This window comes from Chromobacterium sp. S0633, assembly GCF_024158805.1.
GTDB lineage: Bacteria > Pseudomonadota > Gammaproteobacteria > Burkholderiales > Chromobacteriaceae > Chromobacterium.
In genome coordinates this window covers 1-25,481 of the sequence record NZ_JAMZGH010000004.1, presented here as the reverse complement: position 1 = coordinate 25,481, position 25,481 = coordinate 1, and the positions used below count along the sequence as shown (strand labels likewise).

General features: G+C 63.0%; 20 protein-coding genes. 7 read left to right on the top strand and 13 right to left on the bottom strand.

The genetic code is table 11. From position 1 onward, the window contains the following. Nucleotides 1–35 precede the first annotated feature (35 nt). Complete coding sequence (gene queF, locus NK214_RS03560; protein ID WP_253313782.1) at nucleotides 36–875, top strand: NADPH-dependent 7-cyano-7-deazaguanine reductase QueF; 840 nt, start codon at nucleotides 36–38, stop codon at nucleotides 873–875. A gap of 424 nt (nucleotides 876–1,299) precedes the next feature. Here the strand turns inward: queF and NK214_RS03555 are convergent, their stop codons facing one another. From NK214_RS03555 to aroQ, 10 genes are all read right to left on the bottom strand, one after another. Beyond that, nucleotides 1,300–1,482, bottom strand: coding sequence for a hypothetical protein (locus tag NK214_RS03555; RefSeq protein ID WP_253313781.1), 183 nt, complete (start codon nucleotides 1,480–1,482; stop codon nucleotides 1,300–1,302). Nucleotides 1,483–1,528: 46 nt separating this feature from the next. Further along, complete coding sequence (locus NK214_RS03550) at nucleotides 1,529–2,032, bottom strand: hypothetical protein (RefSeq protein ID WP_253313780.1); 504 nt, start codon at nucleotides 2,030–2,032, stop codon at nucleotides 1,529–1,531. After that, the gene (locus NK214_RS03545; RefSeq protein WP_253313779.1) at nucleotides 2,023–2,463 is read right to left on the bottom strand and encodes a hypothetical protein; all 441 of its coding nucleotides are present in this window, start codon (nucleotides 2,461–2,463) and stop codon (nucleotides 2,023–2,025) included. The genes NK214_RS03550 and NK214_RS03545 overlap by 10 nt, the downstream gene beginning before the upstream one ends. Nucleotides 2,464–2,579: 116 nt before the next feature. After that, nucleotides 2,580–3,092 (bottom strand): hypothetical protein, encoded by a 513-nt coding sequence (locus NK214_RS03540; RefSeq protein ID WP_166450542.1) that lies wholly within the window; start codon nucleotides 3,090–3,092, stop codon nucleotides 2,580–2,582. Further along, the gene (locus tag NK214_RS03535) at nucleotides 3,083–4,084 is read right to left on the bottom strand and encodes a hypothetical protein (protein WP_227106835.1); all 1,002 of its coding nucleotides are present in this window, start codon (nucleotides 4,082–4,084) and stop codon (nucleotides 3,083–3,085) included. Before NK214_RS03535 ends, NK214_RS03540 begins: the two co-directional genes overlap by 10 nt. Before the next feature lie 260 nt (nucleotides 4,085–4,344). After that, the gene (locus NK214_RS03530; protein WP_253313778.1) at nucleotides 4,345–5,451 is read right to left on the bottom strand and encodes a DUF3426 domain-containing protein; all 1,107 of its coding nucleotides are present in this window, start codon (nucleotides 5,449–5,451) and stop codon (nucleotides 4,345–4,347) included. Further along, a complete protein-coding gene (gene prmA / locus NK214_RS03525; protein ID WP_107798093.1) occupies nucleotides 5,448–6,344 on the bottom strand; it encodes a 50S ribosomal protein L11 methyltransferase in 897 nt (298 codons plus the stop codon). The genes NK214_RS03530 and prmA overlap by 4 nt, the downstream gene beginning before the upstream one ends. Next, nucleotides 6,344–7,702: an acetyl-CoA carboxylase biotin carboxylase subunit gene (gene accC, locus NK214_RS03520; protein WP_235084448.1), complete on the bottom strand. Its 1,359-nt coding sequence runs from the start codon at nucleotides 7,700–7,702 to the stop codon at nucleotides 6,344–6,346. The genes prmA and accC overlap by 1 nt, the downstream gene beginning before the upstream one ends. Before the next feature lie 126 nt (nucleotides 7,703–7,828). After that, nucleotides 7,829–8,284, bottom strand: a complete 456-nt coding sequence (gene accB / locus NK214_RS03515) for an acetyl-CoA carboxylase biotin carboxyl carrier protein (protein ID WP_107798091.1) — start codon at nucleotides 8,282–8,284, stop codon at nucleotides 7,829–7,831. A gap of 36 nt (nucleotides 8,285–8,320) precedes the next feature. Next, entirely contained in the window at nucleotides 8,321–8,770 is a 450-nt protein-coding gene (gene aroQ, locus NK214_RS03510; protein WP_107801626.1) for a type II 3-dehydroquinate dehydratase, read from the bottom strand. Nucleotides 8,771–9,049: 279 nt separating this feature from the next. Here aroQ and queA point away from each other — a divergent pair, with 279 nt between their 5' ends. The 5 genes from queA to ubiB all read left to right on the top strand — a co-directional run bounded on the left by queA (nucleotide 9,050) and on the right by ubiB (nucleotide 13,556). After that, complete coding sequence (queA, locus tag NK214_RS03505; RefSeq protein WP_253313777.1) at nucleotides 9,050–10,072, top strand: tRNA preQ1(34) S-adenosylmethionine ribosyltransferase-isomerase QueA; 1,023 nt, start codon at nucleotides 9,050–9,052, stop codon at nucleotides 10,070–10,072. 36 nt (nucleotides 10,073–10,108) lie between these two features. Continuing rightward, nucleotides 10,109–10,480 (top strand): gamma-butyrobetaine hydroxylase-like domain-containing protein, encoded by a 372-nt coding sequence (locus NK214_RS03500; protein WP_107798089.1) that lies wholly within the window; start codon nucleotides 10,109–10,111, stop codon nucleotides 10,478–10,480. A 2-nt stretch (nucleotides 10,481–10,482) separates the two neighbouring features. Next, nucleotides 10,483–11,217 carry a bifunctional demethylmenaquinone methyltransferase/2-methoxy-6-polyprenyl-1,4-benzoquinol methylase UbiE gene (ubiE, locus tag NK214_RS03495; RefSeq protein ID WP_048409245.1) on the top strand — a complete coding sequence of 245 codons (735 nt, stop codon included), beginning with the start codon at nucleotides 10,483–10,485 and terminating at the stop codon, nucleotides 11,215–11,217. Between the two features lie 221 nt (nucleotides 11,218–11,438). Next, nucleotides 11,439–12,023, top strand: a complete 585-nt coding sequence (locus NK214_RS03490) for an SCP2 domain-containing protein (RefSeq protein WP_107798088.1) — start codon at nucleotides 11,439–11,441, stop codon at nucleotides 12,021–12,023. A gap of 6 nt (nucleotides 12,024–12,029) precedes the next feature. Then, the gene (gene ubiB, locus NK214_RS03485; protein ID WP_253313776.1) at nucleotides 12,030–13,556 is read left to right on the top strand and encodes a ubiquinone biosynthesis regulatory protein kinase UbiB; all 1,527 of its coding nucleotides are present in this window, start codon (nucleotides 12,030–12,032) and stop codon (nucleotides 13,554–13,556) included. A 540-nt stretch (nucleotides 13,557–14,096) separates the two neighbouring features. On the opposite strand, the gene NK214_RS03480 is transcribed toward ubiB, so the two are convergent. The 3 genes from NK214_RS03480 to NK214_RS03470 form a co-directional block, all read right to left on the bottom strand. Then, a complete protein-coding gene (locus NK214_RS03480) occupies nucleotides 14,097–15,596 on the bottom strand; it encodes an exonuclease domain-containing protein (RefSeq protein WP_253313775.1) in 1,500 nt (499 codons plus the stop codon). 51 nt (nucleotides 15,597–15,647) lie between these two features. Next, the gene (locus tag NK214_RS03475; protein ID WP_253313774.1) at nucleotides 15,648–16,922 is read right to left on the bottom strand and encodes a Y-family DNA polymerase; all 1,275 of its coding nucleotides are present in this window, start codon (nucleotides 16,920–16,922) and stop codon (nucleotides 15,648–15,650) included. 148 nt (nucleotides 16,923–17,070) lie between these two features. After that, entirely contained in the window at nucleotides 17,071–18,825 is a 1,755-nt protein-coding gene (locus NK214_RS03470) for a cholesterol oxidase substrate-binding domain-containing protein (protein ID WP_253313773.1), read from the bottom strand. A 300-nt stretch (nucleotides 18,826–19,125) separates the two neighbouring features. Here NK214_RS03470 and NK214_RS03465 point away from each other — a divergent pair, with 300 nt between their 5' ends. Then, entirely contained in the window at nucleotides 19,126–25,467 is a 6,342-nt protein-coding gene (locus NK214_RS03465; RefSeq protein ID WP_253313772.1) for a non-ribosomal peptide synthetase, read from the top strand. The last annotated feature ends 14 nt before the right edge of the window (nucleotides 25,468–25,481 follow it).

Genomic DNA, 25,481 nt, shown 5'->3' with positions numbered 1-25,481 from the left:
CTGCCGCCTCTTTGAAAATCGATATAATTCAAGCCATGAACACTCAAGCCATGTCCCCGGAGCAATCCCCTCTGGGCAAAACCGTCAGCTACCAGGATCATTACGATCCCCATCTGCTGTTTCCGATCCCGCGCCAGGCTAAGCGCGACGAAATCGGCGTGGACGCCGCCGCGCTGCCCTTTGCCGGCGTGGACATCTGGACCGGTTTCGAACTGTCCTGGCTCAACGCCCGCGGCAAGCCTCAGGTGGGCATCGCCGCCTTCCGCATCCCGGCCGACAGCCCGAACCTGATCGAATCCAAATCCTTCAAGCTCTATCTGAACAGCTATAACCAGACCCGGATGGCCGGCCTGGACGCGCTGCGCCGCCAGCTGGCCGCGGACCTGTCCGCGGCCGCCGGCAAGCCGATAGGCGTCGACATCATGCTGCCGCAGCAGTTCGGCGGCGAAACCGTGGCCGAACTGGCCGGCGACTGCATCGACGATCTGGACATCGAAGTGGACAACTACGCGCCCTGCCCGCAGATTCTGCGCGCCGACGCCGGCGACATTGTCAGCGAGACCCTGTGCAGCCATCTGCTGAAATCCAACTGCCTGGTCACCGGCCAGCCGGACTGGGGCAGCGTGCAGATCCGCTACACCGGCCCGCGGCTGGACCGTGAGGCGCTGCTGCGCTACCTGATAGGCTTCCGGCAGCACAATGAATTCCACGAGCAATGCGTGGAGCGCATCTTCACCGATCTGCTCCGCGCCTGCGCGCCGAGCCGCCTCACCGTCTACGCGCGCTACACCCGCCGCGGCGGACTGGACATCAACCCCTTCCGCAGCAATTGCGGCGAGATGCCGGTGGGCAACACCCGCACCGCGCGGCAATAAGATCCTTACTAAGCGGGAAAAGCGAACAGGCCGGCGAATGCCAGCCTGTTTATTAATGACAACGATGTGATGCGAGCCACCCATTCACAGACAAAATTCATTTAGACCAGTCAATTTTATATAGAAAATAAAACATACTTCCGGCTTAGTAGGAGCGGGCCTATGTTTCATTAAATAAAAAGGCGCATATCCACGCTCCCTCCCTATTTCAAATGCAGTTCTAAACATGCGCACATAGGACTCATTGCCTTTCGAAAGTGCAAGCCAAACCGATCTTGCTGCTGAAAAGCACCACAGAGCCTAATCCGCTTATCAATTGACCGGTTAATGGCTTGCGAGGCGAGGAAAATTTTATTGGCAACTATCAAGCATTGATTCTCATCACAAGTAACAGCCCCATAGGTTTCTCATTCAAAACCAGCTTCTAATTAATCTTCACAACCAGCTCTAAACTTATCAAAAAAATGCCTTCCATATCCTCCATTTTCACATCATTAGAAGCCACCTTGCCTTGATAGAAACTATTAATTATATCAACAGATCGATTTGCTATAACATAGCTTGAACCCATCATCATCATACCAACCATACATTTAAGTAATTGCATTGCTTTTACTCCCTTGCTTTCCTGCAGCCAATACTAGTATTTTCAATTATTTTATTTCATCTAAAAAATAAAAATCCACTTCTGGCGTAGCCAAATTTGGCTCATGCTTGATAAGATAAAAAGTAGCATAAGCAGCCCCCTTCCCACTTTCATAAGCAGGTGCCGTCACACAAATATAAGACTCCTTCCCTTTCAAGACACTATAGAAACGAGTAGAGCCCGCAGCAAAGGGATAACCCGGGGAAACATTCTTATCTATGGAGTGATTAATCGCTTGTGATGAGAGAAAAAATCGATCAGAAACTATTAAATACTGCTGATCATTGCAAGTGCTATAACCATAGTTTCGACCACCAAATGGTATTTGATATTGGTACTCGCAACCACTATTTGGCTTTAAAACAAAAGCACCGCCGTCCAGCCTCGTCAGTCCTATCTCTTTTGCAGCAGGCACTCCATTACGACAGCTATTAACAACATCAACATATGGAGCGGACCAAGCGCAAGATGACAGCACAACCAAACTTAAAAAAACCTTAATCACCTGCATTGTTTTACTCCTTCTGCCGCTATAAAATCAGCATTGTATTTCCAAAAAATAGTACCTCCATATGCTGCAGTGGAGTCATAGGCATAATTGTAATATGAGCCAAGTCCTCCTTTTCTATTTAAACCTACAGGGGAGGCAATGCCATAAATATTATGCTCTTGCATGACAAAGCGAAATCCATCGCTATACCTATAATGCTTTTTCCCTTTGGTCTTAAGATCAGCCCCATCCCAAAAACACCCTCCATTGCTATAATCTACTCCATAGGCCAGAGCATTCCTCGCCGCTTCATATGCCTGCATGTATTTCTTAGCATCACTGGCGCACATCAACTCCTTGTAACGCACATTGCCATCGGTAAGCACATAGGCATACCGAGGGTACTTTTCATGAATTTTTGAAGCGACCCAACCTGTTGCCAGGTATCGCATGTCCTAATCATTACCAGCGCTAAAGCTTGAGGTGTAAAAAAACAGGCCGGTAAGTACAGGCCTGTTTGCTAATAAAAGTGGGCTAGCGCGATCAGCCCTGCTCATTAAGACAAATATTATTTATCCCAATCGATTTTATCTATAAAATAAAAGTCAACTTCAGGGGTTATACTAGACTGGCCATGCTTGATCAAATAGAAAGTTAGATAATTATTCCATTTTCCACTATCAAAAATGGGGGAAATGATACAAAGGTAAGATTCACTTCCCTTTTTGACATTCAGCAAAGTTGTTGAGCTACCCGAAAAAGTATTGCCCGGGACAATATTTTTATCAATTGAATGATTAATTGCCTGAGAAGCTAGGAAGAATTTATTAGACACAATCAAATATTGCTGACTATTACAAGTACTATACCCATATATTTTCCCATCAACTTTAGCCTCCAGTTGATTTTCACAGCCGGCAGCAGCCTTCTTCGCAAACCCACTTACCACATCTTCAACTTGCACCCCTTGTGATACCACCTTCATTTTGCGACAGCTTTCCACAATATCCGCTGATGGCGACGCCAAAGAGCTCACCGCATAAACCCCCCACACCCCTGCAAAAAATCTAATCAATTGCATTGCTTTGCTCCTCTTGCCGTCATATAACGATCATTAATTTTCCAAAAAATGGTTTCGCCATATGCGGAGGTTGACTCATAAACATAATCATAAAATCCAAATTCTGCTCTCTTATTTTTAGCAGGAGGTTCAGCGATATCAAAAACATTATGAGAAGGAGATGTAAATTTAAAACCTTCTATATATCGATAAGCACTCGTTCCTTTCACTTTCAGATCTCGGCCATCCCAAAAACATCCTCCATTGCTGTAATCCACTCCATAGGCCAGAGCATTCCTCGCCGCCTCATATGCCTGCGTGTATTTTTTAGCATCACTAGCGCACATCAACTCCTTGTAACGCACATTGCCATCGGTAACCGCATAAGCATATTGTGGGTACTTCTTCAGGAACTTTTGCAGCGACCCTCCTTGTTGCCAGGCATCGCGTTTCCTGACCATCGCCGAAGCAATGCCGTACATCTCCTCCTTCACTTGCTGCACCGAGCTTTCACCGTACACGATGGCGGCCAGCAGCTTTTCTTGGGTAACGGCATTGATATCGGGCTTGCAAGGTGGCGGGCAGGGTTTGCCGGGAGCGGCCTTGGCCCATGGGGCCAGCATTGCGGTTTCCACGCATTGCTCTGGGTCCGGCCTGCTGCAGCTGCGCCCATCCTCTGACAAGGTCCAGGAAGCATCCGGGCAGGCCGGCAATACGCAGCTATGGCTGCTAGCCCAATATCCCGCACCAGGCGGGCACTCCGCCGAAGTCATCAGCGACAAGGCCATATAGTCAGGCAGATTGGGTTGCCGGCAGCGGTCCGGTGGTAGAAAGGTAGTATTGAAGTTGGCGCAAGCGCCTTGTTGAGTATCGGATCGCTTATCCCAGTTGATCCCAGGAGGGTAGACCACGTATACGGTTTTCGCCGGCGTCACCAGCGGCAGCATTTCAGCTTTCACAGCTAAAAATGGCATCCCTGACAACACCAGCGCACAGCTGACACGGTGCAGCATTCCTCACCTCGCATCGCAAGTTATGAGCGCATCCCCGGGCAGAGTGTTTTACCAAATTTATTAATTTGTTAAATTACAATAAAAGAAATGCTCTGCCGACTGTCACAAAGGGCAGATCACCAAGTTCCAAGGAGACAAAAAGGCCTGCCAGGCATGGCAGGCCTTTGAAGAAGCAGCCTACTGTCGGAGCGGCCACTAGAGGTAAACAGCGCACTGGCAACCATACATCAGTACGGGAGAGGTGCTATCTCCGTTGGTCGCTAGGGATAGAACCAGTAAAGGCTATACCCCATCGCATGCACCTTGCCGGCGTCCAGCCGCATGGTGACCTTGACCTCGCTATTGGAATTGAAATGGCCGAGCTTGAAATCGTCCGGCTTCAAATACTCCTTGGGCGCGAACACCTTGCGGATCAGCACCTGATCGTCCGAATCCTTCAGCGTCACTTCCAGCATCGGATAGGCCTGGGAATAAGTGGCGTGGTTCTTCAGCGTGGCGGACAGCTGGATCAGATTGGGGAAATCCGGGACGAAGGCCAGTTCCGACCACTCCGTGCGCACGCGGGCGATATCGGTGGGCCAGGGCACCGCACAGCCTACGGCGCCGCAGAGGTTTTCCAGCGTCGGGCGCAGTTCCGGCACTTCCGCGGCGATGCGGGTGCGGTTGAAATACACCAATTGACCGGCCAACACCAGCACGCCTATCGCCGAGGCGACGACGGCCAGGAAGGTCAGCGCCGGATGGCGTCTTCGCGGCGATTCGTCCGGCTCGTCTTCGCCGTGGCTGGACGGCGGCTCGACGCGCGCCTCCGGCGCCGGCTTGGCGGGCGGCTCTTCGAACTTGGGTTCCGGAACCGCTGCCGGCGCAGGCTCCGCCACCGGCTCCGGCGCGGGGCGGCGGCGGTTGCCGAACACCTCCGGCGCGGGTTCCGCCACGGCAGGCGGCTCGGCGTCAAAGGGGTTGCCCAGCGGCGCGCTGACATGGCGATTCTGCATCGCCTCCGCCAGTGCGCGCTGGAACTCCTCGACATCGGCGCGCGCGGCCGGGGCTTCCTCCGCCTCCGCCATCGGCGGCGGCATCAGCAGTTCGTCCGGCGGCGCTTCCGTCGCGCTGGAGCCCGGATCGAAATCCGGCACTTCCAGCTCGAAATCGTCCAGCGCCTCACTCTGCCGAGCCTGAGTCTGGACGGGCGGCGGCGCCGCGCGCGGAGGTTCCGCCGGCGGCGCTTCCGCCGCGACGAAATGCTCGGTGGCGTTGAACACATGCGAACAGCGCCCGCAGCGCACCAAGCCATTGGCGGCCGCTAATTGGGCATCATTGACCTTGAAGCGTGTCTGGCAATTGGGGCACTGTGTCGTATATGTCATACCGTGGGGCGTCGGGTTCCTGTCAGTCTGGTCCATCCTTCGTCGAACACCGGAGCGTCCATCTGGAACCACTGTTCATAGATGGCCGACAGTTCTTCGGCTTGTTCGGCGAGAATGCCTGAAAGCACGATTCTACCACCGGTTTTGACGTGGCTCGCCAGCAACTGGCCCAACATGCGCAGCGGATTGGCCAGAATATTGGCCAGTACCACGTCGTAGACCGCTTCCGGGTTCTGGTCAGGCAGACAGAAGTCCGCCTTGACCTGGTTCTGTTCCGCGTTGTCCTGGCTGGCCCGCACCGCCTGCGCGTCGATGTCCACGCCCAAGGCGGAGGCCGCGCCCAGCTTGAGCGCGGCGATGGCGAGAATGCCGGAACCGCAGCCGTAGTCCAGCACGCTTTCGCCGCCTTGCAGCTGGGCGTCCAGCCATTGCAGGCACAAGCGCGTGGTCGGATGGCTGCCGGTGCCGAAGGCCAGGCCCGGATCCAGTTGCAGATTGACCGCGTTCGGCGCCGGCGGCTCGTGCCAGGTCGGCGTGATCCACAGGCGGTCGGAAATCCGGATCGGGTCGAACTGCGACTGGGTCAGACGCACCCAGTCCTGCTCTTCCACCCGCTCCACATTGTAGCTGGGCAGGGCCAGACCGCAGGCGTTGGCGGCGGCGGCGATCAGCAGGGCCACGTCGGCCGCTTCATCAAACAGCGTGATGATGCGGCTGCGGCTCCACAGCTTGTCCACCGGCTCGCCGGGTTCGCCGAAAATCGGCTCTTCGCGCTCGGTGCCGGCAAAAGCGTCTTCGATCGCGGTGGACAGCGCGCCGGCGTCCATCAGCGCGTCGGCCAGACGCTCGGCGACGGTTGACTCGGCGTCAATGGTGGCTTGCAGCCAGGCCATCACGCGCCCCCTTTTTTCTGCTGCGACAAACGCTGCTCCAGATAGTGAATGCACGTGCCGCCGCGCTGGAAGGCCGCGTCCATGAACAGTTCCTGATGCAGCGGGATATTGGTCTTGATGCCGGAAATGGAGATTTCCGACAGCGCCACCCGCATCCGCGCCATCGCCTGCTCGCGGGTATCGCCAAAGGCGATCAGCTTGCCCACCATGGAATCGTAATGCGAAGGCACGGTGTAGCCCTGGTAAATATGCGAATCGATGCGGATGCCCGGGCCGCCGGCCGGGTGATAGCTTTCGATCTTGCCCGGGGACGGCACGAAGGTGAACGGGTCCTCGGCGTTGATCCGGCACTCCATCGCATGGCCGCGCAACACCACGTCCTTCTGTTTGTAGCGCAGTTTCTCGCCGGCGGCGATGCGGATCTGTTCCTGCACGATGTCGATGCCGGTGATCATCTCGGTCACCGGGTGCTCAACCTGCACGCGGGTGTTCATCTCGATGAAGTAGAACTCGCCGCGCTCGAACAGGAACTCAAAAGTGCCGGCGCCGCGGTAGCCGATGCGGCGGCAGGCTTCGGCGCAAGCTTCGCCAATCTTCTGGCGCTGCTTGTCGGTGATGCCCGGCGCAGGCGCTTCCTCGATGATCTTCTGGTGGCGGCGCTGCATGGAGCAGTCGCGCTCGCCCAGATAGATGGCGTTGCCGTATTCATCGGCCAGAATCTGGATTTCGATGTGGCGCGGCTCTTCCAGGAATTTTTCCATGTAGACGGTGGGATTGCCGAAAGCCGCGCCGGCTTCGGTGCGGGTCATCTGCACCGAATTGATCAGCGCGCCCTCGGTATGCACCACGCGCATGCCGCGACCGCCGCCGCCGCCGGCGGCCTTGATGATCACCGGGAAACCGATCTTCTTGGCGATCTTGACGATCTCGGCCGGATCGTCCGGCAAAGCGCCTTCGGAGCCGGGCACGCAAGGCACGCCCGCTTCTATCATCGCGTTCTTGGCCGACACCTTGTCGCCCATCATGCGGATGGTGTCCGGACGCGGACCGATGAACACGAAGCCGGACTGCTCGACGCGCTCGGCGAAGTCGGCGTTTTCCGACAGGAAGCCGTAACCCGGGTGGATGGCCTGGGAATCGGTCACCTCGGCGGCGGCGATCAGGGCCGGCACGTTCAGATAGCTCTTGCCGCTGGGCGCCGGGCCGATGCAGACCGATTCGTCGGCCAGCTTCACGTACTTGGCTTCGCGATCGGCCTCGGAATGCACCACCACGGTCTTGATGCCCATCTCGCGGCAGGCGCGCTGGATGCGCAGGGCGATTTCACCCCGGTTGGCAATCAGAATTTTTTCAAACATGGAATTCTCCGCTGGCGGATTCCGCGGCCGGCGTCGTCGCCGGCGGGGGCCGCCAATGCTGTCGTGGCAAACGACAAGGGCACAGACGCTGCGCCGTGCCCCCTTGCCGTCTGCCTGTCGTCTGGCTTACTCGATGATGAACAACGGCTCGCCGAATTCCACCGGCTGGCCGTCTTCGACCAGAACGGCCTTGACCACGCCGGAGCGGTCGGCTTCGATCTCGTTCATCAGCTTCATCGCTTCGATGATGCACAGGGTGTCGCCGGCGTTGACGCTCTGACCCACTTCGATGAAGCTCTTGGCGCCCGGGCTCGGCGAGCGATAGAAGGTGCCCACCATCGGCGACTTCATCGCATTCTTGTCGTTGTTGGCCGGCGCGGCGGCTTCGGCTGCCGGCGCGGCCACGGCGGCGGCTTGGGCGTTGGGCACTTGCAGCGCGGTCATCGGCTGAGCGTAGGCCATCTGCGGCGCGGCGGATACGCGGGTAATGCGGACTTTTTCTTCCCCCTCGGTCACTTCGAGTTCGGCGATGCCGGATTCCTCGACGAGATCGATCAGCTTCTTGAGTTTACGGAGATCCATTGATAATCCTTCGAGTGGGATATTCGGTAGAGTGAGTTAGGCCTGCGCGGCAAGATGCCGGATGGCGTGCGCAAGCGCCAGTTCATAGCCGTGGGCGCCGAGTCCGCAGATCACGCCGACCGCGAGGTCGGAGAAATAGGAATGCTTGCGGAACGGTTCGCGGGCATGAACGTTGGAAAGGTGGACTTCGATAAACGGCACTTGCACCGCCGCCAGCGCGTCGCGCAAGGCGACGCTGGTATGGGTGAAAGCGGCCGGATTGACCAGAATGAAGGCAGTACCGTCATGCAGGCACTGCTGCACGCGATCAATCAACACATGTTCCGCATTGCTCTGCAATGCCGACAATTCAAACCCCGCGGCGCTAGCCTGCTGTTCCAGCCGCTGGTTGATATCGTCAAGCGTTTCCCGGCCGTAGTGCTGCGGCTCCCGCTGTCCCAGCAGATTGAGGTTGGGGCCATGCAACACGAGGATTTTTCCGGTCAAAGCCTGCTCCTGTTTATCATCTTGGGCGCGAGTTTGCCGCAATTCGCTGCAAGATGTCTAGCTTTTGCATCATTTCAAACAGTTGTTTGGATGGCGAACACGGCGGATCTTCGAGTCAAAGCACTAGTATCCACGGGCGTTTTTCCGCCTGGGAAGTTTTTACCGCCTGGCCGAAAATCGATGTTGATTCAGCGCAAATCCCGCCACTTCGCTCACTAAGCTGATGCCGGCCGGCGGCGGCGCAGGTATAATTTGCCGATTCTGAATCTTTTACGCCTTATGCAGCTTTCCGACTTCGACTACCACCTGCCCGAGCACCTGATCGCCCAGCACCCTCCGGCAGAGCGCGGCGCCAGCCGCCTGCTGCGCGTCGCCGGCCATGACCGCGCCAATCTGCGCTTCACCGACTTCATCGATCAGGTCAGCCCCGGCGACGTGATGGTGTTCAACGACACCCGCGTGATCAAGGCCCGGCTGTTCGGCGAAAAAGCCAGCGGCGGCAAGATCGAGGCGCTGATAGAACGCGTGCTGGACGCGCATACCGCGCTGGCCCACGTCCGCGCGTCCAAATCGCCCAAACCCGGCACCCGGCTGATCTTCGCCGATCGCTGGGAGGCGGAAATGGTAGAGCGCCACGGCGAACTGTTCAAGCTGCGCTTCCTGGCCGAGGACAATCTCTTCGACATCCTGGAAGCTTCCGGCAAGCTGCCGCTGCCGCCTTATATAGAACGCGGCGCCGGCCACGAGGATGACGAGCGCTACCAGACCGTTTACGCCCGCGAGCGCGGCGCGGTGGCCGCGCCCACCGCCGGCCTGCACTTCACCGAAGACATGCTGGAACAGCTGCGCGCCAAGGGCGTGCAACTGGCTTACGTCACCCTGCACGTCGGCGCCGGCACCTTCCAGCCGGTGCGGGTGGACAATATCGCCGAGCACAAGATGCACAGCGAAATCTACGAAGTGCCGGAAACCACTCGCGCGCTGATCGCAGAAGCCCACGCCGCCGGCCGCAAAGTGCTGTCGGTGGGCACCACCAGCATGCGCGCGCTGGAATCCGCCGCGCGCGGCGGCGAACTGGCCGCCGGCTGCGGCGAAACCGACATCTTCATCACCCCGGGCTACCGCTTCCGGGTGGTTGACCGCCTGCTGACCAATTTCCACCTGCCCAAGTCCACGCTGCTGATGTTGGTGTCCGCCTTCGCCGGCTACGAGGAAATCCGCGCCGCCTACCAGCACGCGGTGGAGCAGGAATACCGTTTCTTCAGCTACGGCGACGCCATGCTGCTGGAACGCAAAGACTGATGCGCGGCTTAATCGGCCGCCTTTGAGGATCAGACCATGTCCGGACTCTCTCCCGACGCGCCCGCGCCGCAGGAAATCCAGCTGCACGCGGTGTCGCGCGTGCTGGAAATCAGCTTCGACGACGGCGCCCGCTTCGAGCTGCCCTGCGAATACCTGCGCGTCTACTCGCCCTCGGCGGAAGTGCGCGGCCACGGCGCCGGCCAGGAAGTGCTGCAAGTGGGCAAGCGCCATGTCGCCGTCACCGCGCTGGAGCCGGTGGGCCATTACGCGCTGAAGATCACCTTCGACGACGGCCACGACAGCGGACTGTACAGCTGGAGCTATCTATACGAGCTGGGCGCCAAGCGCGACCAGTACTGGCAGGATTATCTCAATCGCCTCGCCGCCGCAGGCGCGAGCAGGGAGTGACCATGGACAAGACGACCCACTTCGGCTTCAAGACCGTTGCCGAAAGCGAAAAAGCCGCCAAGGTGGCCGATGTGTTCCACTCGGTGGCCAAGAAATACGATGTGATGAACGACCTGATGTCCGGCGGGCTGCACCGGGTGTGGAAACACTTCACCCTGACCACTTCCGGCGTCAAGGCCGGCGACAAGGTGCTGGACATCGCCGGCGGCACCGGCGACCTGTCGCGCGGCTGGGCCAAGCGCGTGGGCAAGAGCGGCGAAGTGTGGCTGACCGACATCAACAGCTCCATGCTGACCGTGGGCCGCGACCGGCTGCTGGACGACGGCCTGGTGCTGCCGGTGTCCTTGGCCGACGCAGAGAAGCTGCCCTTCCCCGACAATTACTTCGACGCGGTGTCGGTGGCTTTCGGCCTGCGCAATATGACCCACAAGGACGCGGCGCTGAAGGAAATGTGCCGGGTGCTGAAGCCGGGCGGCAAGCTGATGGTGCTGGAGTTCTCCAAAGTCTGGAAACCGCTGTCGCCGTTCTACGACTTCTACTCCTTCAAAGCGCTGCCGGTGATGGGCAAGCTGGTAGCTAACGACCCCGACAGCTACCAGTACCTGGCCGAATCCATCCGCATGCATCCCGATCAGGAAACGCTGAAGCAGATGATGCTGGACGCCGGCTTCGGCAAGGTGGATTACCACAATATGAGCGGCGGCGTGGTGGCCCTGCACAAGGGCTACAAGTTCTAAGACCCTGCTCAAAGTCTGCTGCGCGTCAGCGATACGGTGTTGAAACCAAGCTCAAAATGCTCATGTGCCAGGTGTACATTCCGCTTTTTCGCTCGTTTTCGCCTTGTCTCGCTCTGGCTCGCAAGACTTTGAACAGCTTCTAAGAGCCTGATTACGATCCGCGGCGCTCCGGCAATGCGGCCTTAGACCCTTTCACCTTCCAATCACGGCGGAGACAGCGCATGGGCATCCAGATCGCGGCATTCAACCACCTGTTGAACCAACACCCGGCGGTGCGGGCGGAACTGGCCGCGCACGCCGGCCGGCGCGTCGCCGTGGCGCTGCCGCCCTTCCACGTGGCCGGCGTGTTCACCGACGACGGCTGGCTGGCCGCCTGCGAGGGCGAGCCGGAAGCCACGGTGCGGCTCAAACACGCCGTCGCGCTGGCGGCGGCGGCCGGGCGCGACCCGGCGCTGAGCGACATCCAGCTGGAAGGCGACGCCGAACTGGCCGCCGCCCTCGGCCGCCTGCTGGGCCGCCTGCAATGGAACGCCGCCGAGGATCTGTCCCGGCTGGTGGGCGACGCCGCCGCCCAGCGCGCGGAAACCCTGGCCCGCGGCCTGCTCGGCTTCAAGGGCCAGGTGGCCTGGCGGCTGGCCGCCAACTGGGTGGAGCATCTGCGCGAGGAAACGCCGGTGCTGGCCGGCCGCCGCCAGGTGCAAGGCTTCGTCGCCGCGGTGGACACCTTGCGCGATGACGCCGGCCGCCTGGAAAAACGCCTGGCGCGGCTGCAGGCCGCGCTGCAACAAGAACAGACAAAGGCCTGACGGCACATGCGGACTTCGCGCTTCATCAAGATCGTTTCCACCTTCTACCGCTTCGGCCTGGACGACTTCCTGGAAGGCCATTCCAAGCTCGGCTTCGTCCACAAGCTGTTCGGCCTGCTGCCGCTGCGCCGCGACACCAGCGCGCCGCTGCCGCAGCGGGTACGGCTGGCGCTGGAAAGCCTGGGACCCATCTTCGTCAAATTCGGCCAGGTGCTGTCCACCCGCCGCGATCTGCTGCCGCCGGACTACGCGGACGAACTGGCCCGGCTGCAAGACCGGGTGCCGCCCTACGACGGCCTGCAGGCGCGCGAGATGATAGAACGCAGCCTGGGCCGCAAGGTGGACGAACTCTACATCGATTTCGACAACACCCCGGTGGCCAGCGCCTCCGTAGCCCAGGTGCACAAGGCCTGGCTGCGCCGGCCCGACGGCGGCCGCGGCCGCGAAGTGGCGGTCAAGGTGCTGCGCCCCGGCATCCAGCCGGTGATCGAGCAAGACCTGGCGCTGATGGGCACGCTGGCCGGCTGGGTGGAGAAGCTGTTCACCGACGGCAAGCGGCTGAAGCCGCGCGAAGTGGTGGCCGAGTTCGACAAATACCTGCACGACGAACTGGACATGATGCACGAGGCCGCCAACGCCTCGCAGCTGCGCCGCAACTTCAAGAACTCGGACATGCTGATCGTGCCCGAGGTGTTCTACGACTACACCAGCCGCGACGTGCTGACGCTGGAATGGATGCACGGCATCCCGGTGGGCCAGGTGGACCGGCTGCGCGAAGCCGGCGTGGACCTCACCAAGCTCAGCCGCTTCGGCGTGGAAATCTTCTTCACCCAGGTGTTCCGCCACGGCTTCTTCCACGCCGACATGCACCCGGGCAATATCTTCGTCGCCGCCGACGGCCGCTACATCGCGCTGGACTTCGGCATCGTCGGCACCCTGACCGACACCGACAAGCACTATCTGGCGGTCAACTTCCTCGCCTTCTTCAACCGCGACTACCACCGCGTGGCCACCGCCCACATCGAATCCGGCTGGGTGCCGAAAGACACCCGCGCCGAGGAGCTGGAAGCGGCGGTGCGCACCGTGTGCGAACCCATCTTCGAGAAGCCGCTGTCGGAAATCTCCTTCGGCATGGTGCTGCTGCGCCTGTTCGAGACCAGCCGCCGCTTCAATGTGGAAATCCAGCCGCAACTGGTGCTGCTGCAAAAGACCCTGCTCAATATCGAAGGCCTGGGCCGCCAACTGGATCCCAATCTGGATCTGTGGGACACCGCCAAGCCCTTCCTGACCAAGTGGATGAACGAGCAGATAGGCTGGCGCGGCCTGCTGCGCACGCTGAAGCACGAAGCGCCGCAATGGGCCACCACCCTGCCCACGCTGCCGCGCAAGCTGAATGACGCGCTGTCCTCCGCCAACAGCGAGCTGCTGATCAGCGGCTACATCCAGCTGATGCGGGAACAGAAGCGCCAGAACTGGCTGCTGGCGCTGATCGCCATCCTGCTGGCGGCCTTGCTGCTGAAGAACTGGCTCTAAGAGTCTGTTGACGATCTTTTCAGATCGAGGGTGTCGCTCAAGGCAAGGCATTGAATCCGCTGCGCGGATGATGATTTAGGGCCGGTTCCGCCCTGACCGAGCGAGGCAAGCGTAGCGTCGCGAGGGAATAAAACGGAAAGGGAGATTTGCGCGGCCAAATCTCCCTTTACCCTAAAGGCCGCCCTGCAAGCCTGGCCTGCGGCTTCCCGCCGGGTCCCGTCAGGCCCGAGGCGCGGCTGAACTCTCTACGTGCGAATCTTCGATTCGCTCAGTGATGGCGCGCTAACGTCGCGGTGCTCGAACAAGCAGCCGCTTAAGACCTCGGGCCTGCCACCCTACAGCAGGCTTGAAGGGACCTGGGGGCGTCGGATACGTGGTTACCTACGTATCTAGCAACGCTTAACCACACCTACAAAAGATCGTGAACAGGCTCTAAAAGCTGCGCACAAAACCACGCAGAGAAGCTGAGCCAAGGCGCGCGGACGCAGGCAGTACCAGTAGGCGCAACGCTGGATCAGCGGTTTCGTGAGCACCTCCAGTTCACAGCTCGCGCAGCGCCGTGCCCTCCGCCGGCTTGCGCAGCCAGCCTTCCAGCAGCTTGTAGCTGTCCAGATCGAAGGACGGCGCGCCCTCCAGCGGGCCGTCGTCGCCCTGGCGCGAGCCCAGATAGCACCAGCGGTCGAACACATGCTCGGCGCGCTCGCCGGTCACTTCGTCAGTTTCCACCACCGCGATCGCGCCGGCGAACGGCCAGGCCTTCACCTTCAACTTGGCCAAGGCGCCCAGCAGCCGGATATTGTGCACCTCCGCCGGCTCGCGGCCGATGCAGGCGCCGCGGCAGCGGCCCAGCTTCAAAGCCGCGCACGGCGCGCCCTTGCGGCTGGTCACCGCCTCCACGCCCAATACCGACTGGCACAGCGCGTTGCCCAGCGCGATTTCCGCCAGGATCTTGCGCGCCTCGCGCGCATGGCGGAACAGGCCGTACAAATCCGCGGTGCGGCTGAAATCCAGCTCGCGCGCGTACACCACCTTGGGGCGGGTGAAGCCGTCCTCCGTCTCCAGCTGGATGGAGCACAGCTCCGGGCTCAGCTTGCCGCGGTGGTTATGCTGCGGCTTCAAGGCGTGAATCAAGCGCAGTTCCAGCAAGTGCGCGCCGAACTCGCCCAGGGTCTCCTGCCACTCCACCCGGCCGATGGGCTCGCCGATATGCACTTCGCGGCTCTTGCCGCCGCCCTTGACCGCGGCGAAATGCGCCAGCACCCGCGTGCGCAGATTGCCGCCCTTGCCCACGTACAAGGGTTTGCCCTCCTCCCCGTACAGCGCGTACACCCCCGGCACGTCCGGCAGCAGCTCCAGTTGCTCTTGCAGCGCCGCCGGCAGGCCGGCCAGTTCCGGCGGCGCGGCCAATACCGCCGCCATCGCCGCGCCCACGGCCGCTTCGCCCAGTTCCTGGCTGGCGATGCCTAGGAAGCGATGCACCGCTTCCGCATCCGCCAAGGCCCGGTGCCGCTCCGGCAGGCGGATGTCGTAACGCTCTATCAGGCTGTCCAGGCTGTGCTTGAAAAACTGCGGGTAGAGCCGGCGCGACAGCTTGACCGTGCACAGCGACTGGCTCTGAAAGCGCAGTCCGGCGCGGCGGAATTCGTTTTTCAGGAAGCCGTAATCGAAGCGCGCGTTGTGCGCCAGGAACAGGCGGCCGGACAGCATGGTCAGCAAGCGCTCGGCCAGATCGGCGAAGCTCGGCGCCGCCGCCACCATGGCGTCGGAGATGCCGGTCATGTTCTCGATGAAGGGAGGGATGGGCTGGCCGGGGTTGATCAGAGAGCTGAAGCGCTCCACCCGGTCGCCGTCGATCAGGATGACGCCCACCTCGGTAATGCGGTCGCGGCTGATGTGGCCGCCGGTGGTTTCCAAGTCGACGATGGCGCAAGGCTGGGCAAACAGAGGGTTCAATGTCTGGCTTTCAAGTGCGGCGCGCGGCGGCTTGATTGCACTATAGCCGCCGCCCTGGCCCCGCAGGTTGCAAATCAAGAGCGGCATTTTACTCCAAGAGCCGGGGCCCCATCCGCTTTCCGCCGCATCCGGCCGCGCCTACTTCGCCTTCGCCACCGGGATGTCCTCCCAGCGCGTGGTGTAGGCCGGCGACAACATGTCCTGCTTCATCTTCCACGGCTGCTCCAGCCCTTCCGCCAACAGCTTGACCGTGCCGCGGCCCATGCGATGGTTGATCGCGTCCAGCGCCGCCATCAGGCGCCGCGCCTTTTCCGGATCCGGTCCCTCCGCGAACAAATCCGGCTGCGCCCGTTCCGCGTCCACCAGCTGCCAGGCCATCACCCCGCATTTCTGATAGCCGGCGCCGGGCCGCCACAAACGCTCCACCGCCCGCCCGGCCGCGGCCGCCAGCACCCGGCTGTCCGCGCTGGCCGGCAACAAGGGCACCACCTCGCTGTCCCGCTGCACCGTGCCTTGCTGATACACGCCGCGCTGCAAACTCACCTGCAGAAAGGAAGCCAGCGAGCCCTGGCGGCGCAAGCGCTCCGCCACCTGCGCCGCGTGCATCGCCACCGCCTCGCGCGCCTCTTCCAAACGCGTCACCTTGTGGCCGAAAGAGCGCGTGGACATCAAGGATTGCCGCGGCGGCAGCGCCTCCTCCAGACTCAGGCAGGACAGGCCGTCCAGTTCGTCTGCGATGCGCGCCACGGTGATGCCGAAACGGCGGATCAGCCAATCCCGGTCCGCCGCCGCCAGCGCCGCGGCGTGGCCGATGCGCTCCAGACACAGCTTGGCCGACAGCTTGCGGCCCACGCCCCAGATCTCCTCCACCGCCACCTCGGCCAGCAGCGTTCGCCGCTCCGCCGCGTCCAGCGCTTGCAGATTCATCACCCCGTCGCGGGACGGGTCCAGCTTGGCCAGGTGGTTGGCCAGCTTGGCCAAGGTCTTGCTGGGGCCGATGCCGACGCATACCGGCAGGCCCAGGCCGCGCGACATGGCGTCGCGCATCCGCTGCGCCAGCCGCTCCGGTTCCGGTTCGCCGCCGATGTCCAGAAAGCATTCGTCTATCGAATACACCTCCTGCGCGCGCGCGAAACCGGCCAGCAGCCGCATCGCGCGGCCGGACAAATCGCCGTACAGCGTGTAATTGGACGAGAACACCGCCACGCCCAGCTGCTCCAGCCGCGCCTTGTGCAGGAAGTAAGGTGCGCCCATCGGCACGCCCAGCGCCTTGGCCTCGGCCGAGCGCGACACGATGCAGCCATCGTTGTTGGACAACACGACAATGGGCGCGCCGGCCAGGCGCGGGTTGAACACCCGCTCGCAGGAAGCGTAGAAGGAATTGCAATCGACTTGGGCGTAGCAGGTGGACATGGCTGGGCTAAGGGGCGCGAATCCGGCGCGGCGGCGATGCTTGCAGTGTAGCGCCCGCGGCCCGGCGGAGGCGAGCGCGCGGCAAAAAACGGCGCGCCGTCATCGGAGGGCGCGCCGTCTTCAACAAGCTCCAGCGTCGGAAAGCCGTTCAGAGGCCCAGGCTGTCCAGCAAGGGCGAGGAGAACAGGCGGTAGGGGTCATACGTCGCCAGCGCCGCCTTGGCCGCGTCCCAATTGGCCGACGCCGGCTGGCCGGCGCGGAAGGCGTTGGGAATAGTCGTTTGCAGCATGGCGGAATCCGCCCACGCCGCCTGGTCGGTATAGCCCCAGCCCTTGGACCATTCCGGACGCACCGTCGCGTAGGAGCCGTTGAAATTGGCCTCGATCCACTGCTCTATCTCGCGATAGAACTGGTTGGCGTAAGGCGTGCCCGGCAGCGTCAGGATGTCCAGCCACACCGCGGCGTTCCATTCCGGATGGTCCGGCCGCGGGCGGATGGCGGACAAGGCCGGCGCCACGCTGCCGTTCAAGGCCGTCTCGCTAGGATCGTCCAGCCCGGTCACGCGGATTTCCACCGGCCCGTTCATCGGATAGCGGCCCTGTTGCTGATAGGCCTGCACCCTCGCCTGATAGAAGGTGACGAACTCGTTGAGCACGCGCTGCACGTTTTCGCGGCGGGTCAGCACCGCGTAGCCGTTGGCGGTGACGCGCAAGGTGGTGGGCTTGACGTAGAGCAGCAGGTTTTTGGACCAGCCCCACAGGTCCCAGCTGGCCGTCGCCACCAGGCCGGCGCTGGCCGCGGCGAACTGCGCCTTGCCGAAGGCCGGCGTCAGCTTGCCGTCGCCCAGCGACAGAATCTTGTTGGCCAGATCGGTCACTTCGTCGGGCAGATTATCCGAGAAGGGGTAGTTGAACGGCTTGTCGGTCTGACGGGAGAACAGCGGCTTGTTCGGCGTCACCGTCCACACCTTGAGCCAGGGATTGCTGGTGAAGGGGAACCAGATCGCCTCCACCCGGCCGGCGCTGTCCAGATAGCTGGCGAAGGTGCGCCCGCCGCTGCCCGCCGTGGCGAACATTTCGGTATAGGGAATATTGAACCAGCTCTGACAGCGCAGGCGCTGGTTGGGCGCCGCCTGCAAGGTGGCTTCCACGATCAGCGAGCGGCCCACGTGCGCCAGCAACGGCGCGATCTGCGGATCGTTGCGGGCAAACTTGCGCAAGGCGTAAGCGCCGCTGGCCTTGTCGTAGACCACGGCGGTGAGGCTGAGCACCAGATTGCTGATCGAGCCGTAGCTGGCGCCGGCCAGGCGGCGTTCGCCCTTGGCCGGAATCGCGGTGCCGTGACCGTTGATGGCCAGCACCCCGCCCAGGGTCAGATCCCCGGGCGCCGGCGCGGCGGTCACGCCCAGACCGGCCTTTTCCATTCCGGTGAGCAAGGCTTCCATGGTGATGCCGGCCTGGGCGGTGACCTTGGCCACCGGGCCCGAGGCGTCGACGGACATCGCGGTCAGATAGCGCGTGGTGTCCAGCAAGACCACCGCCGGGCAGCTGACGCCGGCGGCCAGCGTCAACGGCGACCAGTTGTGCATCATGCCGCGCGCGCGCACCTTGTAGCCGTTGTCCTTGGCCCAGTTGGCCACCTTCACCACTTCGTCCGCGGAACGCGGCGCGCAAGTCCAGACATCGTCCACCTTGATGTCGCCGGCCCAGTTTTTGAAGCTTTGCTTATATAGGGGAATGTCCGCCGGGAAGTTATTGGGCTGGCTGCAAGTCAGCCTCGCCGCCATGATCCGCTCGGCCGGCAACCAGCCCGCCAAAGCCCCGGCGGAAGTCAATTTCAAGGCCCCGGTCAAAAAGTCGCGACGGCTGGCGGCCAATGGTTTTTCCGCATCATTCGAACTCATTTCAAAACTCCTCGCAAATGCAAAAGTAAAGATAAAAACAATACGAGTTAAACAAGCAGCATTTAAACCGTATTCAGCAAGAATATTTGAAAATCAATAATGCGAATCGCTGCATCAGCTATCCCATTATCTTAATAGAATGACGCTATCATGTACCGCAAGTATTAAAAACCTGACTTATTTACCAGTTAAATTGCTTCACTAATTTAATTCACATCGGTGTAGATTTACGCGACACACAAGGCAGTACAAAAGCATATTTCGGCATAATACTTTCTAAATAAGATTGGAATAACTCAAATGAAAACCTTCCCGCTTACACGCCGGCAGCTGGAAATCTATTTTCATCAATCGTTATTCTCCGCGCCCGAACTGTTCAATATCGGCGGTTTCATCAAAATCCAGGGCGCTCTCGATATCGAAACCCTGCGAACCGCGCTCGTCTCCCTGATGGAACACACGCCGGCGCTGCGCATCGCCATAGACGAAGCCGGCGGTCAGCCGCGCCAAGTGCTCTGCCCGCGCCACCCTTGCCCGCTGACGGTGATAGACACCCGCGGCGAGGCGGACCCGGAGGCCGCGGCCAAGCAATGGACCGAGCGCGATTTCGCCCGCGCCTTCCCCTTCGACGGTCAAACGCCGCTGGCCGCCTACACCTTGCTGCGCCACGGGGAAGAGGATTTCATCCTGTACGGCCGTTTCCACCACATCGCCTTCGACGGTTGGGCCATCGCCCGGCTCTACGGCGAGAAATGCCGCTACTACAACAGCCTGCGCCAAGGCCTGTCTCCGGAGCCGGCGTCGACGATGACGCCGGCCGAGCAGGTGGAGGAAGAGGATGGCTACTACGCGTCGCGCCATTACGAGAAAGACCGGCAATACTGGCAAGACAAGCTCGCCGGCTACTCAACCCGGCTGTTCGCCGACGCCGGCGGACAACTGGCCTGCGGTCAGCGCAGTTTCCAGCTATCGGCGGAAAGCTATAGCCGCATCGGCGAACTGGCCGCCGCGCACCAGGCCACTGTCTTCCACTTTTTCATCGGCCTGATCTACACCCACGCGCTGCGGGAATTCGGCGCCGACGATCTGCTGCTGGCGCTGCCCATCCTCAACCGCCGCAGCGCCTTGGCCAAGAACACCCCCGGCCTGTTCGCCAGCCTGTGCCCGCTGCGTCTGAAGCTGCGGCCGCACTGGAGCTTCGCCGAGCTGCTCAGCCTGATCCAGCGCGAGCTGAGAGCCGACTTCCGCCATCACCGCTTCCCGATAGGCGAAACCGAAGGCCTCGGCCGAGACCGGCTGCCCTACGAAATCAGCCTGTCGTTTGAGAAGCACGATTACGACGCCATGTTCGACGGCACCGTCAGCAATATGACCGCGATGCGCGCCTTGTCGCAGCACTATCCGCTGAAGGTCTTCGTGCGCGAGGCGGACTCCCGCCAGCCGGTGAAAGTGGACCTCGATTACAATCTGGCCGGCTTCGCCGAGCTGGACGCCGCCGCCTTCATCGACGGCGTGGAACCCTTGCTGCACAGCCTCTTGCGCGATCCAGAGCAAACGCTGGCCAAGCCGCCGCGCGCCGCCGCCTTGCCCGCTTCCGTCGCGCCGCCCCACCCCGATCTGTGCAGCTGGTTCGAGCATGCCGCCCAGGCCTTCCCCGAACGCGTCGCCGTCCAGGGCGACACCGCCGCGCTGCGCTACCGCGAACTGGACGCCCGCGCCAATCAATTGGCCCGGCAATTGCTCCAGCTCGGCGTGCTGCCGGAACAGCGCGTCGGACTCTGCTGCCAGCGCCAGCCGGATCTGCTGGTCGCCATCCTCGCCATCCTTAAAGCCGGCGCCGCCTATGTGCCGCTGGACCCCGGCTATCCCGCCGAGCGCCTGGAGTTCCTGGTCCGCGACAGCGCCATCCACGTCGTCGTCGGCGACGCCGAATCCGCCGACGCCCTGCCCGCCGGCCTCGCGCTGCGCTGGCTGGACGTCGCCGTCTCCTCCGGCGACGACACCCCGCCGCCGCGCCGTCTGCATCCGCAGCAGGCCGCCTACGTCATCTATACCTCCGGCTCCACCGGCACCCCCAAGGGTTGCGTGGTCAGCCATCACAATGTGGTCCGATTGATCGCCGCCACCTCGGAGCGCTTCGCTTTCGGCCCCGATGATGTGTGGTCGCTATTCCACTCCTACGCCTTCGATTTCTCGGTCTGGGAGATCTGGGGACCGCTGCTGTTTGGCGGCACTTGCCTGGTGGTGCCTTATTGGGTGTCCCGCTCGCCGGAGGCTTTCGCCGGCTGGCTGCAACAGCACCGGGTGTCGGTGTTGAACCAGACCCCGGCCGCCTTCCGCCAGTTGATTCCCGCCGCCGCCGCTCACGCCTTGCCCGACTTGCGCCTGGTGATCTTCGGCGGCGAGGCGCTGGAGCTGGCCAGCCTGGAGCCCTGGTTCCAACAACGCGGCGATCAGCGTCCCGAGCTGGTCAATATGTACGGCATCACCGAAACCACCGTGCACGTGACTCAGCGCGCCATCCGTCAGGCCGATCTCGACGCCCGAAAAGGGCAGGTGATCGGCCAGCCGATTCCCGATCTGGCCTTCCATCTGCTGGACCGCTTCCTGCAGCCGGTGCCCGTCGGCGTGCCCGGCGAGATCTATGTCGGCGGCCCCGGCGTCGCCCGTGGCTATTGGAACCGTCCGGCGCTGACCGCCTCCCGTTTCCTGCCCAATCCCTTCGCCACGGACGGCTCCCGTCTGTATCGCTCCGGCGATCTGGCCCGCCGCCGCGCCGACGGCGAGATCGAATACCTGGGCCGCGCCGATCATCAGGTCAAGCTGCGCGGCTTCCGCATTGAGCTGGGCGAGATCGAAGCCGCGCTGTGCCGGCTGCCCGCGGTGCGCGAGGCGCTGGTGCTGCTGGACCGCCCCGCCGCCGGCGAACCGCGCCTGGTCGCCTACGCCGTCGGCGACGCCGAACCCACCGCGCTGCGCGCCGCGCTGGCCGCCGAGCTGCCCGAACACATGCTGCCCGCCGTCATCGTGGCGCTGGAGCGTTTCCCGCTGACCCATCACGGCAAGGTGGACCGCGCCGCGCTGCCCGCGCCGCAAGCGCTCAGCGCCGCCCTGCGCGTCGAAGCCCGCTCGGACGCCGAACGCGCGCTGGCCCAGATCTGGGCCGAGGTCCTCGCCGTGCCCACACCCGGCATCGACGACAACTTCTTCGCCCTCGGCGGCGATTCCATCCTTTCCCTGCAAGTCGTCGCCCGCGCCCGCGACCAGGGCCTGGCCCTGAGCGTGCAAAAACTGTTCAGCCTGCCCACCATCCGTCAGCTGTGCGAAGCGCCGGACGCGGCCGCCGGCCACGAAGCCGCCGCGCGGCGGCCCTTCTCCCTGATTGCCGACGCCGACCGGCTGCGCTTGCCCGACGATGTGATCGAAGCGCTGCCGATGTCGCGGCTGCAAGCCGGCATGCTGTTCCACAGCGAGCTGTCGCAAAACGGCGCCATCTTCCACGACATCTTCAGCTTCGACCTGCGCCTGCCCTGGGACGAGGCCGCCTGGCGCGCCGCCGTTCGCCGCCTGGCGGAACGCCACGCCGCGCTGCGCACCACCTTCCACTGGAACGCCTACTCGGAACCGCTGCAACTGATCCATCGCGACGGCGACATTCCTTTGAGCGTCGCCGACTTGCGCGCACTGGCGCCCGAGGCGCAAAGCCGGGCGCTGGCCGACTTCGTCGCCGCGGAAAAAGCCCGGCCCTTCCAGCCGCAATCCCCGCCGTTGCTGCGCCTCGCCCTGTTCCGGCTGGAAACCGGCCGCGCGCGGCTGACGCTGAGCTTCCATCACGCGATTCTGGACGGCTGGAGCGTGGCCACCCTGGTCACCGACTTGCTGCGGCTGGCCCGCCAGCCGGACAGCACAGCCGGCAGCGACGCGGCCGGCGCGCTGAGCGCGCTGTTCATCCAGCAAGAGAAACAGGCCGAGAAGGACCCGGCGCTGAAAGCGGCCTGGCAACGACGGCTGGCCGGAACGGAAGCCTCCATCCTGCCCCGGCTGAGGCCTGCGCGCCCAGCCGCCGGCGCGCGCAGCGTCCGCCGCCTCAGCCGCATGCTGCCGGCCGAACTGTCCGGCGCGCTGGACGCCGCCGCCGTGCGGCTGGCGCTGCCGCTCAAGACCGTGCTGCTGACCGCCCATCTGCGCGTGCTGGCGCTGCTGACCGGTTCCGCCGCCGCCAGCACCGGCTACGTCACCCACAGCCGCCCCGAGCGCGAAGACAGCGCCGCCGCGCTGGGCCTGTTCCTGAACACCCTGCCGCTGAACGTGGCGCTGCAAGCCGGCAGCTGGGCGCAATTGGCGCGCGGCGTCTTCGCCGAGGAAACCGCGCTGCAGCCCTTGCGCCGCCTGCCGCTGGCCGCCGTCATGCAACTGAATCAGGGGCGGCGCGGCTTCGAGGTCGGTTTCAACTACATCCACTTCCATGTCTACGGACAGGCGCTGCGCTTGCCGGAGGTGACGGTAGAAGGCGTGGAAGTGTTCGAGGAAACCGACTTCCCCTGCCTGGTGCAGTTCAGCCGCGACCCCCGCGACCAGGGCCTGGAGCTGACGCTGGCCTGGGACGAGGCGGAATTCGACGCGCCGCAGATCGAGGACATGGCCGCCTATCTGCAACAGGCGCTGACGGCGCTGGCCGCCGACCCGGACGCCGACTGGCTGGCCGCGCCGCTGCTGGACGCCGAACAAACCGCCCAGGCCCTGGGCCCGACGCCTCTCGTCGTCACGCCGCCGCATCCCGATCTTTGCGCCTGGTTCGAGCATGCCGCCCAGGCCTTCCCTGAGCGTATCGCCGTTCAGGGCGACACCGCCGCGCTGCGCTACCGCGAGCTGGACGCCCGCGCCAATCAATTGGCCCGCCAATTGCTCCAGCTCGGCGTGCGGCCCGAGCAGCGCGTCGGCCTGTGCTGCCAGCGCCAGCCGGATCTGCTGGTCGCCATCCTCGCCATTCTCAAGGCCGGCGCCGCCTATGTGCCGCTGGACCCCGGCTATCCCGCCGAGCGCCTGGAGTTCCTGGTCCGCGACAGCGCCATCCACGTCGTCGTCGGCGACGCCGAATCCGCCGACGCCCTGCCCGCCGGCCTCGCGCTGCGCTGGCTGGACGTCGCCGTCTCCTCCGGCGACGACACCCCGCCGCCGCGCCGTCTGCATCCGCAGCAGGCCGCCTACGTCATCTATACCTCCGGCTCCACCGGCACCCCCAAGGGTTGCGTGGTCAGCCATCACAATGTGGTCCGATTGATCGCCGCCACCTCGGAGCGCTTCGCTTTCGGCCCCGATGATGTGTGGTCGCTATTCCACTCCTACGCCTTCGATTTCTCGGTCTGGGAGATCTGGGGACCGCTGCTGTTTGGCGGCACTTGCCTGGTGGTGCCTTATTGGGTGTCCCGCTCGCCGGAGGCTTTCGCCGGCTGGCTGCAACAGCACCGGGTGTCGGTGTTGAACCAGACCCCGGCCGCCTTCCGCCAGTTGATTCCCGCCGCCGCCGCTCACGCCTTGCCCGACTTGCGCCTGGTGATCTTCGGCGGCGAGGCGCTGGAGCTGGCCAGCCTGGAGCCCTGGTTCCAACAACGCGGCGATCAGCGTCCCGAGCTGGTCAATATGTACGGCATCACCGAAACCACCGTGCACGTGACTCAGCGCGCCATCCGTCAGGCCGATCTCGACGCCCGAAAAGGGCAGGTGATCGGCCAGCCGATTCCCGATCTGGCCTTCCATCTGCTGGACCGCTTCCTGCAGCCGGTGCCCGTCGGCGTGCCCGGCGAGATCTATGTCGGCGGCCCCGGCGTCGCCCGTGGCTATTGGAACCGTCCGGCGCTGACCGCCTCCCGTTTCCTGCCCAATCCCTTCGCCACGGACGGCTCCCGTCTGTATCGCTCCGGCGATCTGGCCCGCCGCCGCGCCGACGGCGAGATCGAATACCTGGGCCGCGCCGATCATCAGGTCAAGCTGCGCGGCTTCCGCATTGAGCTGGGCGAGATCGAAGCCGCGCTGTGCCGGCTGCCCGCGGTGCGCGAGGCGCTGGTGCTGCTGGACCGCCCCGCCGCCGGCGAACCGCGCCTGGTCGCCTACGCCGTCGGCGACGCCGAACCCACCGCGCTGCGCGCCGCGCTGGCCGCCGAGCTGCCCGAACACATGCTGCCCGCCGTCATCGTGGCGCTGGAGCGTTTCCCGCTGACCCATCACGGCAAGGTGGACCGCGCCGCGTTGCCCGCGCCGCAAGCGCTCAGCACCGCCCTGCGCGTCGAAGCCCGCTCGGACGCCGAACGCGCGCTGGCCCAGATCTGGGCCGACGTCCTCGCCGTGCCGCTGCCCGGCATCGACGACAACTTCTTCGCCCTCGGCGGCGATTCCATCCTCTCGCTGCAAGTGGTCGCCCGCGCCCGCGCTCAAGGCCTGGCGCTGAGTCCGCGCCAGCTGCTGCTGGAGCCCAGCATCCGCCAGCTGGCCGCCGCGCTTAGCACGGCGGCGGCCGAGGAAGACGCCGCGGCCGCCGGCCCGCTGCCGGCCACGCCCATCCAGCGCTGGTTCGCCGGCCAGGAGCTGGCCGAGCCGCGGCATTGGAACCAGGCGTTGTCGACGCCGCGCGGCGCGCCCAGGTAATTGAAGCTGATTTC

Bases quoted from the DNA above. Each gene is read 5' to 3' on its own strand.
- accC (WP_235084448.1), bottom strand. From the start codon at position 7,702: ATGTTTGAAAAAATTCTGATTGCCAACCGGGGTGAAATCGCCCTGCGC.
- NK214_RS03470 (WP_253313773.1), bottom strand. From the start codon at position 18,825: ATGAGTTCGAATGATGCGGAAAAACCATTGGCCGCCAGCCGTCGCGAC.
- NK214_RS03490 (WP_107798088.1), top strand. From the start codon at position 11,439: ATGGGCATCCAGATCGCGGCATTCAACCACCTGTTGAACCAACACCCG.
- queF (WP_253313782.1), top strand. From the start codon at position 36: ATGAACACTCAAGCCATGTCCCCGGAGCAATCCCCTCTGGGCAAAACC.
- NK214_RS03500 (WP_107798089.1), top strand. From the start codon at position 10,109: ATGTCCGGACTCTCTCCCGACGCGCCCGCGCCGCAGGAAATCCAGCTG.
- NK214_RS03535 (WP_227106835.1), bottom strand. From the start codon at position 4,084: ATGCTGCACCGTGTCAGCTGTGCGCTGGTGTTGTCAGGGATGCCATTT.
- prmA (WP_107798093.1), bottom strand. From the start codon at position 6,344: ATGGCCTGGCTGCAAGCCACCATTGACGCCGAGTCAACCGTCGCCGAG.
- queA (WP_253313777.1), top strand. From the start codon at position 9,050: ATGCAGCTTTCCGACTTCGACTACCACCTGCCCGAGCACCTGATCGCC.
- ubiE (WP_048409245.1), top strand. From the start codon at position 10,483: ATGGACAAGACGACCCACTTCGGCTTCAAGACCGTTGCCGAAAGCGAA.
- NK214_RS03530 (WP_253313778.1), bottom strand. From the start codon at position 5,451: ATGACATATACGACACAGTGCCCCAATTGCCAGACACGCTTCAAGGTC.
- NK214_RS03465 (WP_253313772.1), top strand. From the start codon at position 19,126: ATGAAAACCTTCCCGCTTACACGCCGGCAGCTGGAAATCTATTTTCAT.
- NK214_RS03550 (WP_253313780.1), bottom strand. From the start codon at position 2,032: ATGCAGGTGATTAAGGTTTTTTTAAGTTTGGTTGTGCTGTCATCTTGC.
- NK214_RS03545 (WP_253313779.1), bottom strand. From the start codon at position 2,463: ATGCGATACCTGGCAACAGGTTGGGTCGCTTCAAAAATTCATGAAAAG.
- ubiB (WP_253313776.1), top strand. From the start codon at position 12,030: ATGCGGACTTCGCGCTTCATCAAGATCGTTTCCACCTTCTACCGCTTC.
- accB (WP_107798091.1), bottom strand. From the start codon at position 8,284: ATGGATCTCCGTAAACTCAAGAAGCTGATCGATCTCGTCGAGGAATCC.
- NK214_RS03555 (WP_253313781.1), bottom strand. From the start codon at position 1,482: ATGCAATTACTTAAATGTATGGTTGGTATGATGATGATGGGTTCAAGC.
- NK214_RS03540 (WP_166450542.1), bottom strand. From the start codon at position 3,092: ATGCAATTGATTAGATTTTTTGCAGGGGTGTGGGGGGTTTATGCGGTG.
- NK214_RS03475 (WP_253313774.1), bottom strand. From the start codon at position 16,922: ATGTCCACCTGCTACGCCCAAGTCGATTGCAATTCCTTCTACGCTTCC.
- NK214_RS03480 (WP_253313775.1), bottom strand. From the start codon at position 15,596: ATGCCGCTCTTGATTTGCAACCTGCGGGGCCAGGGCGGCGGCTATAGT.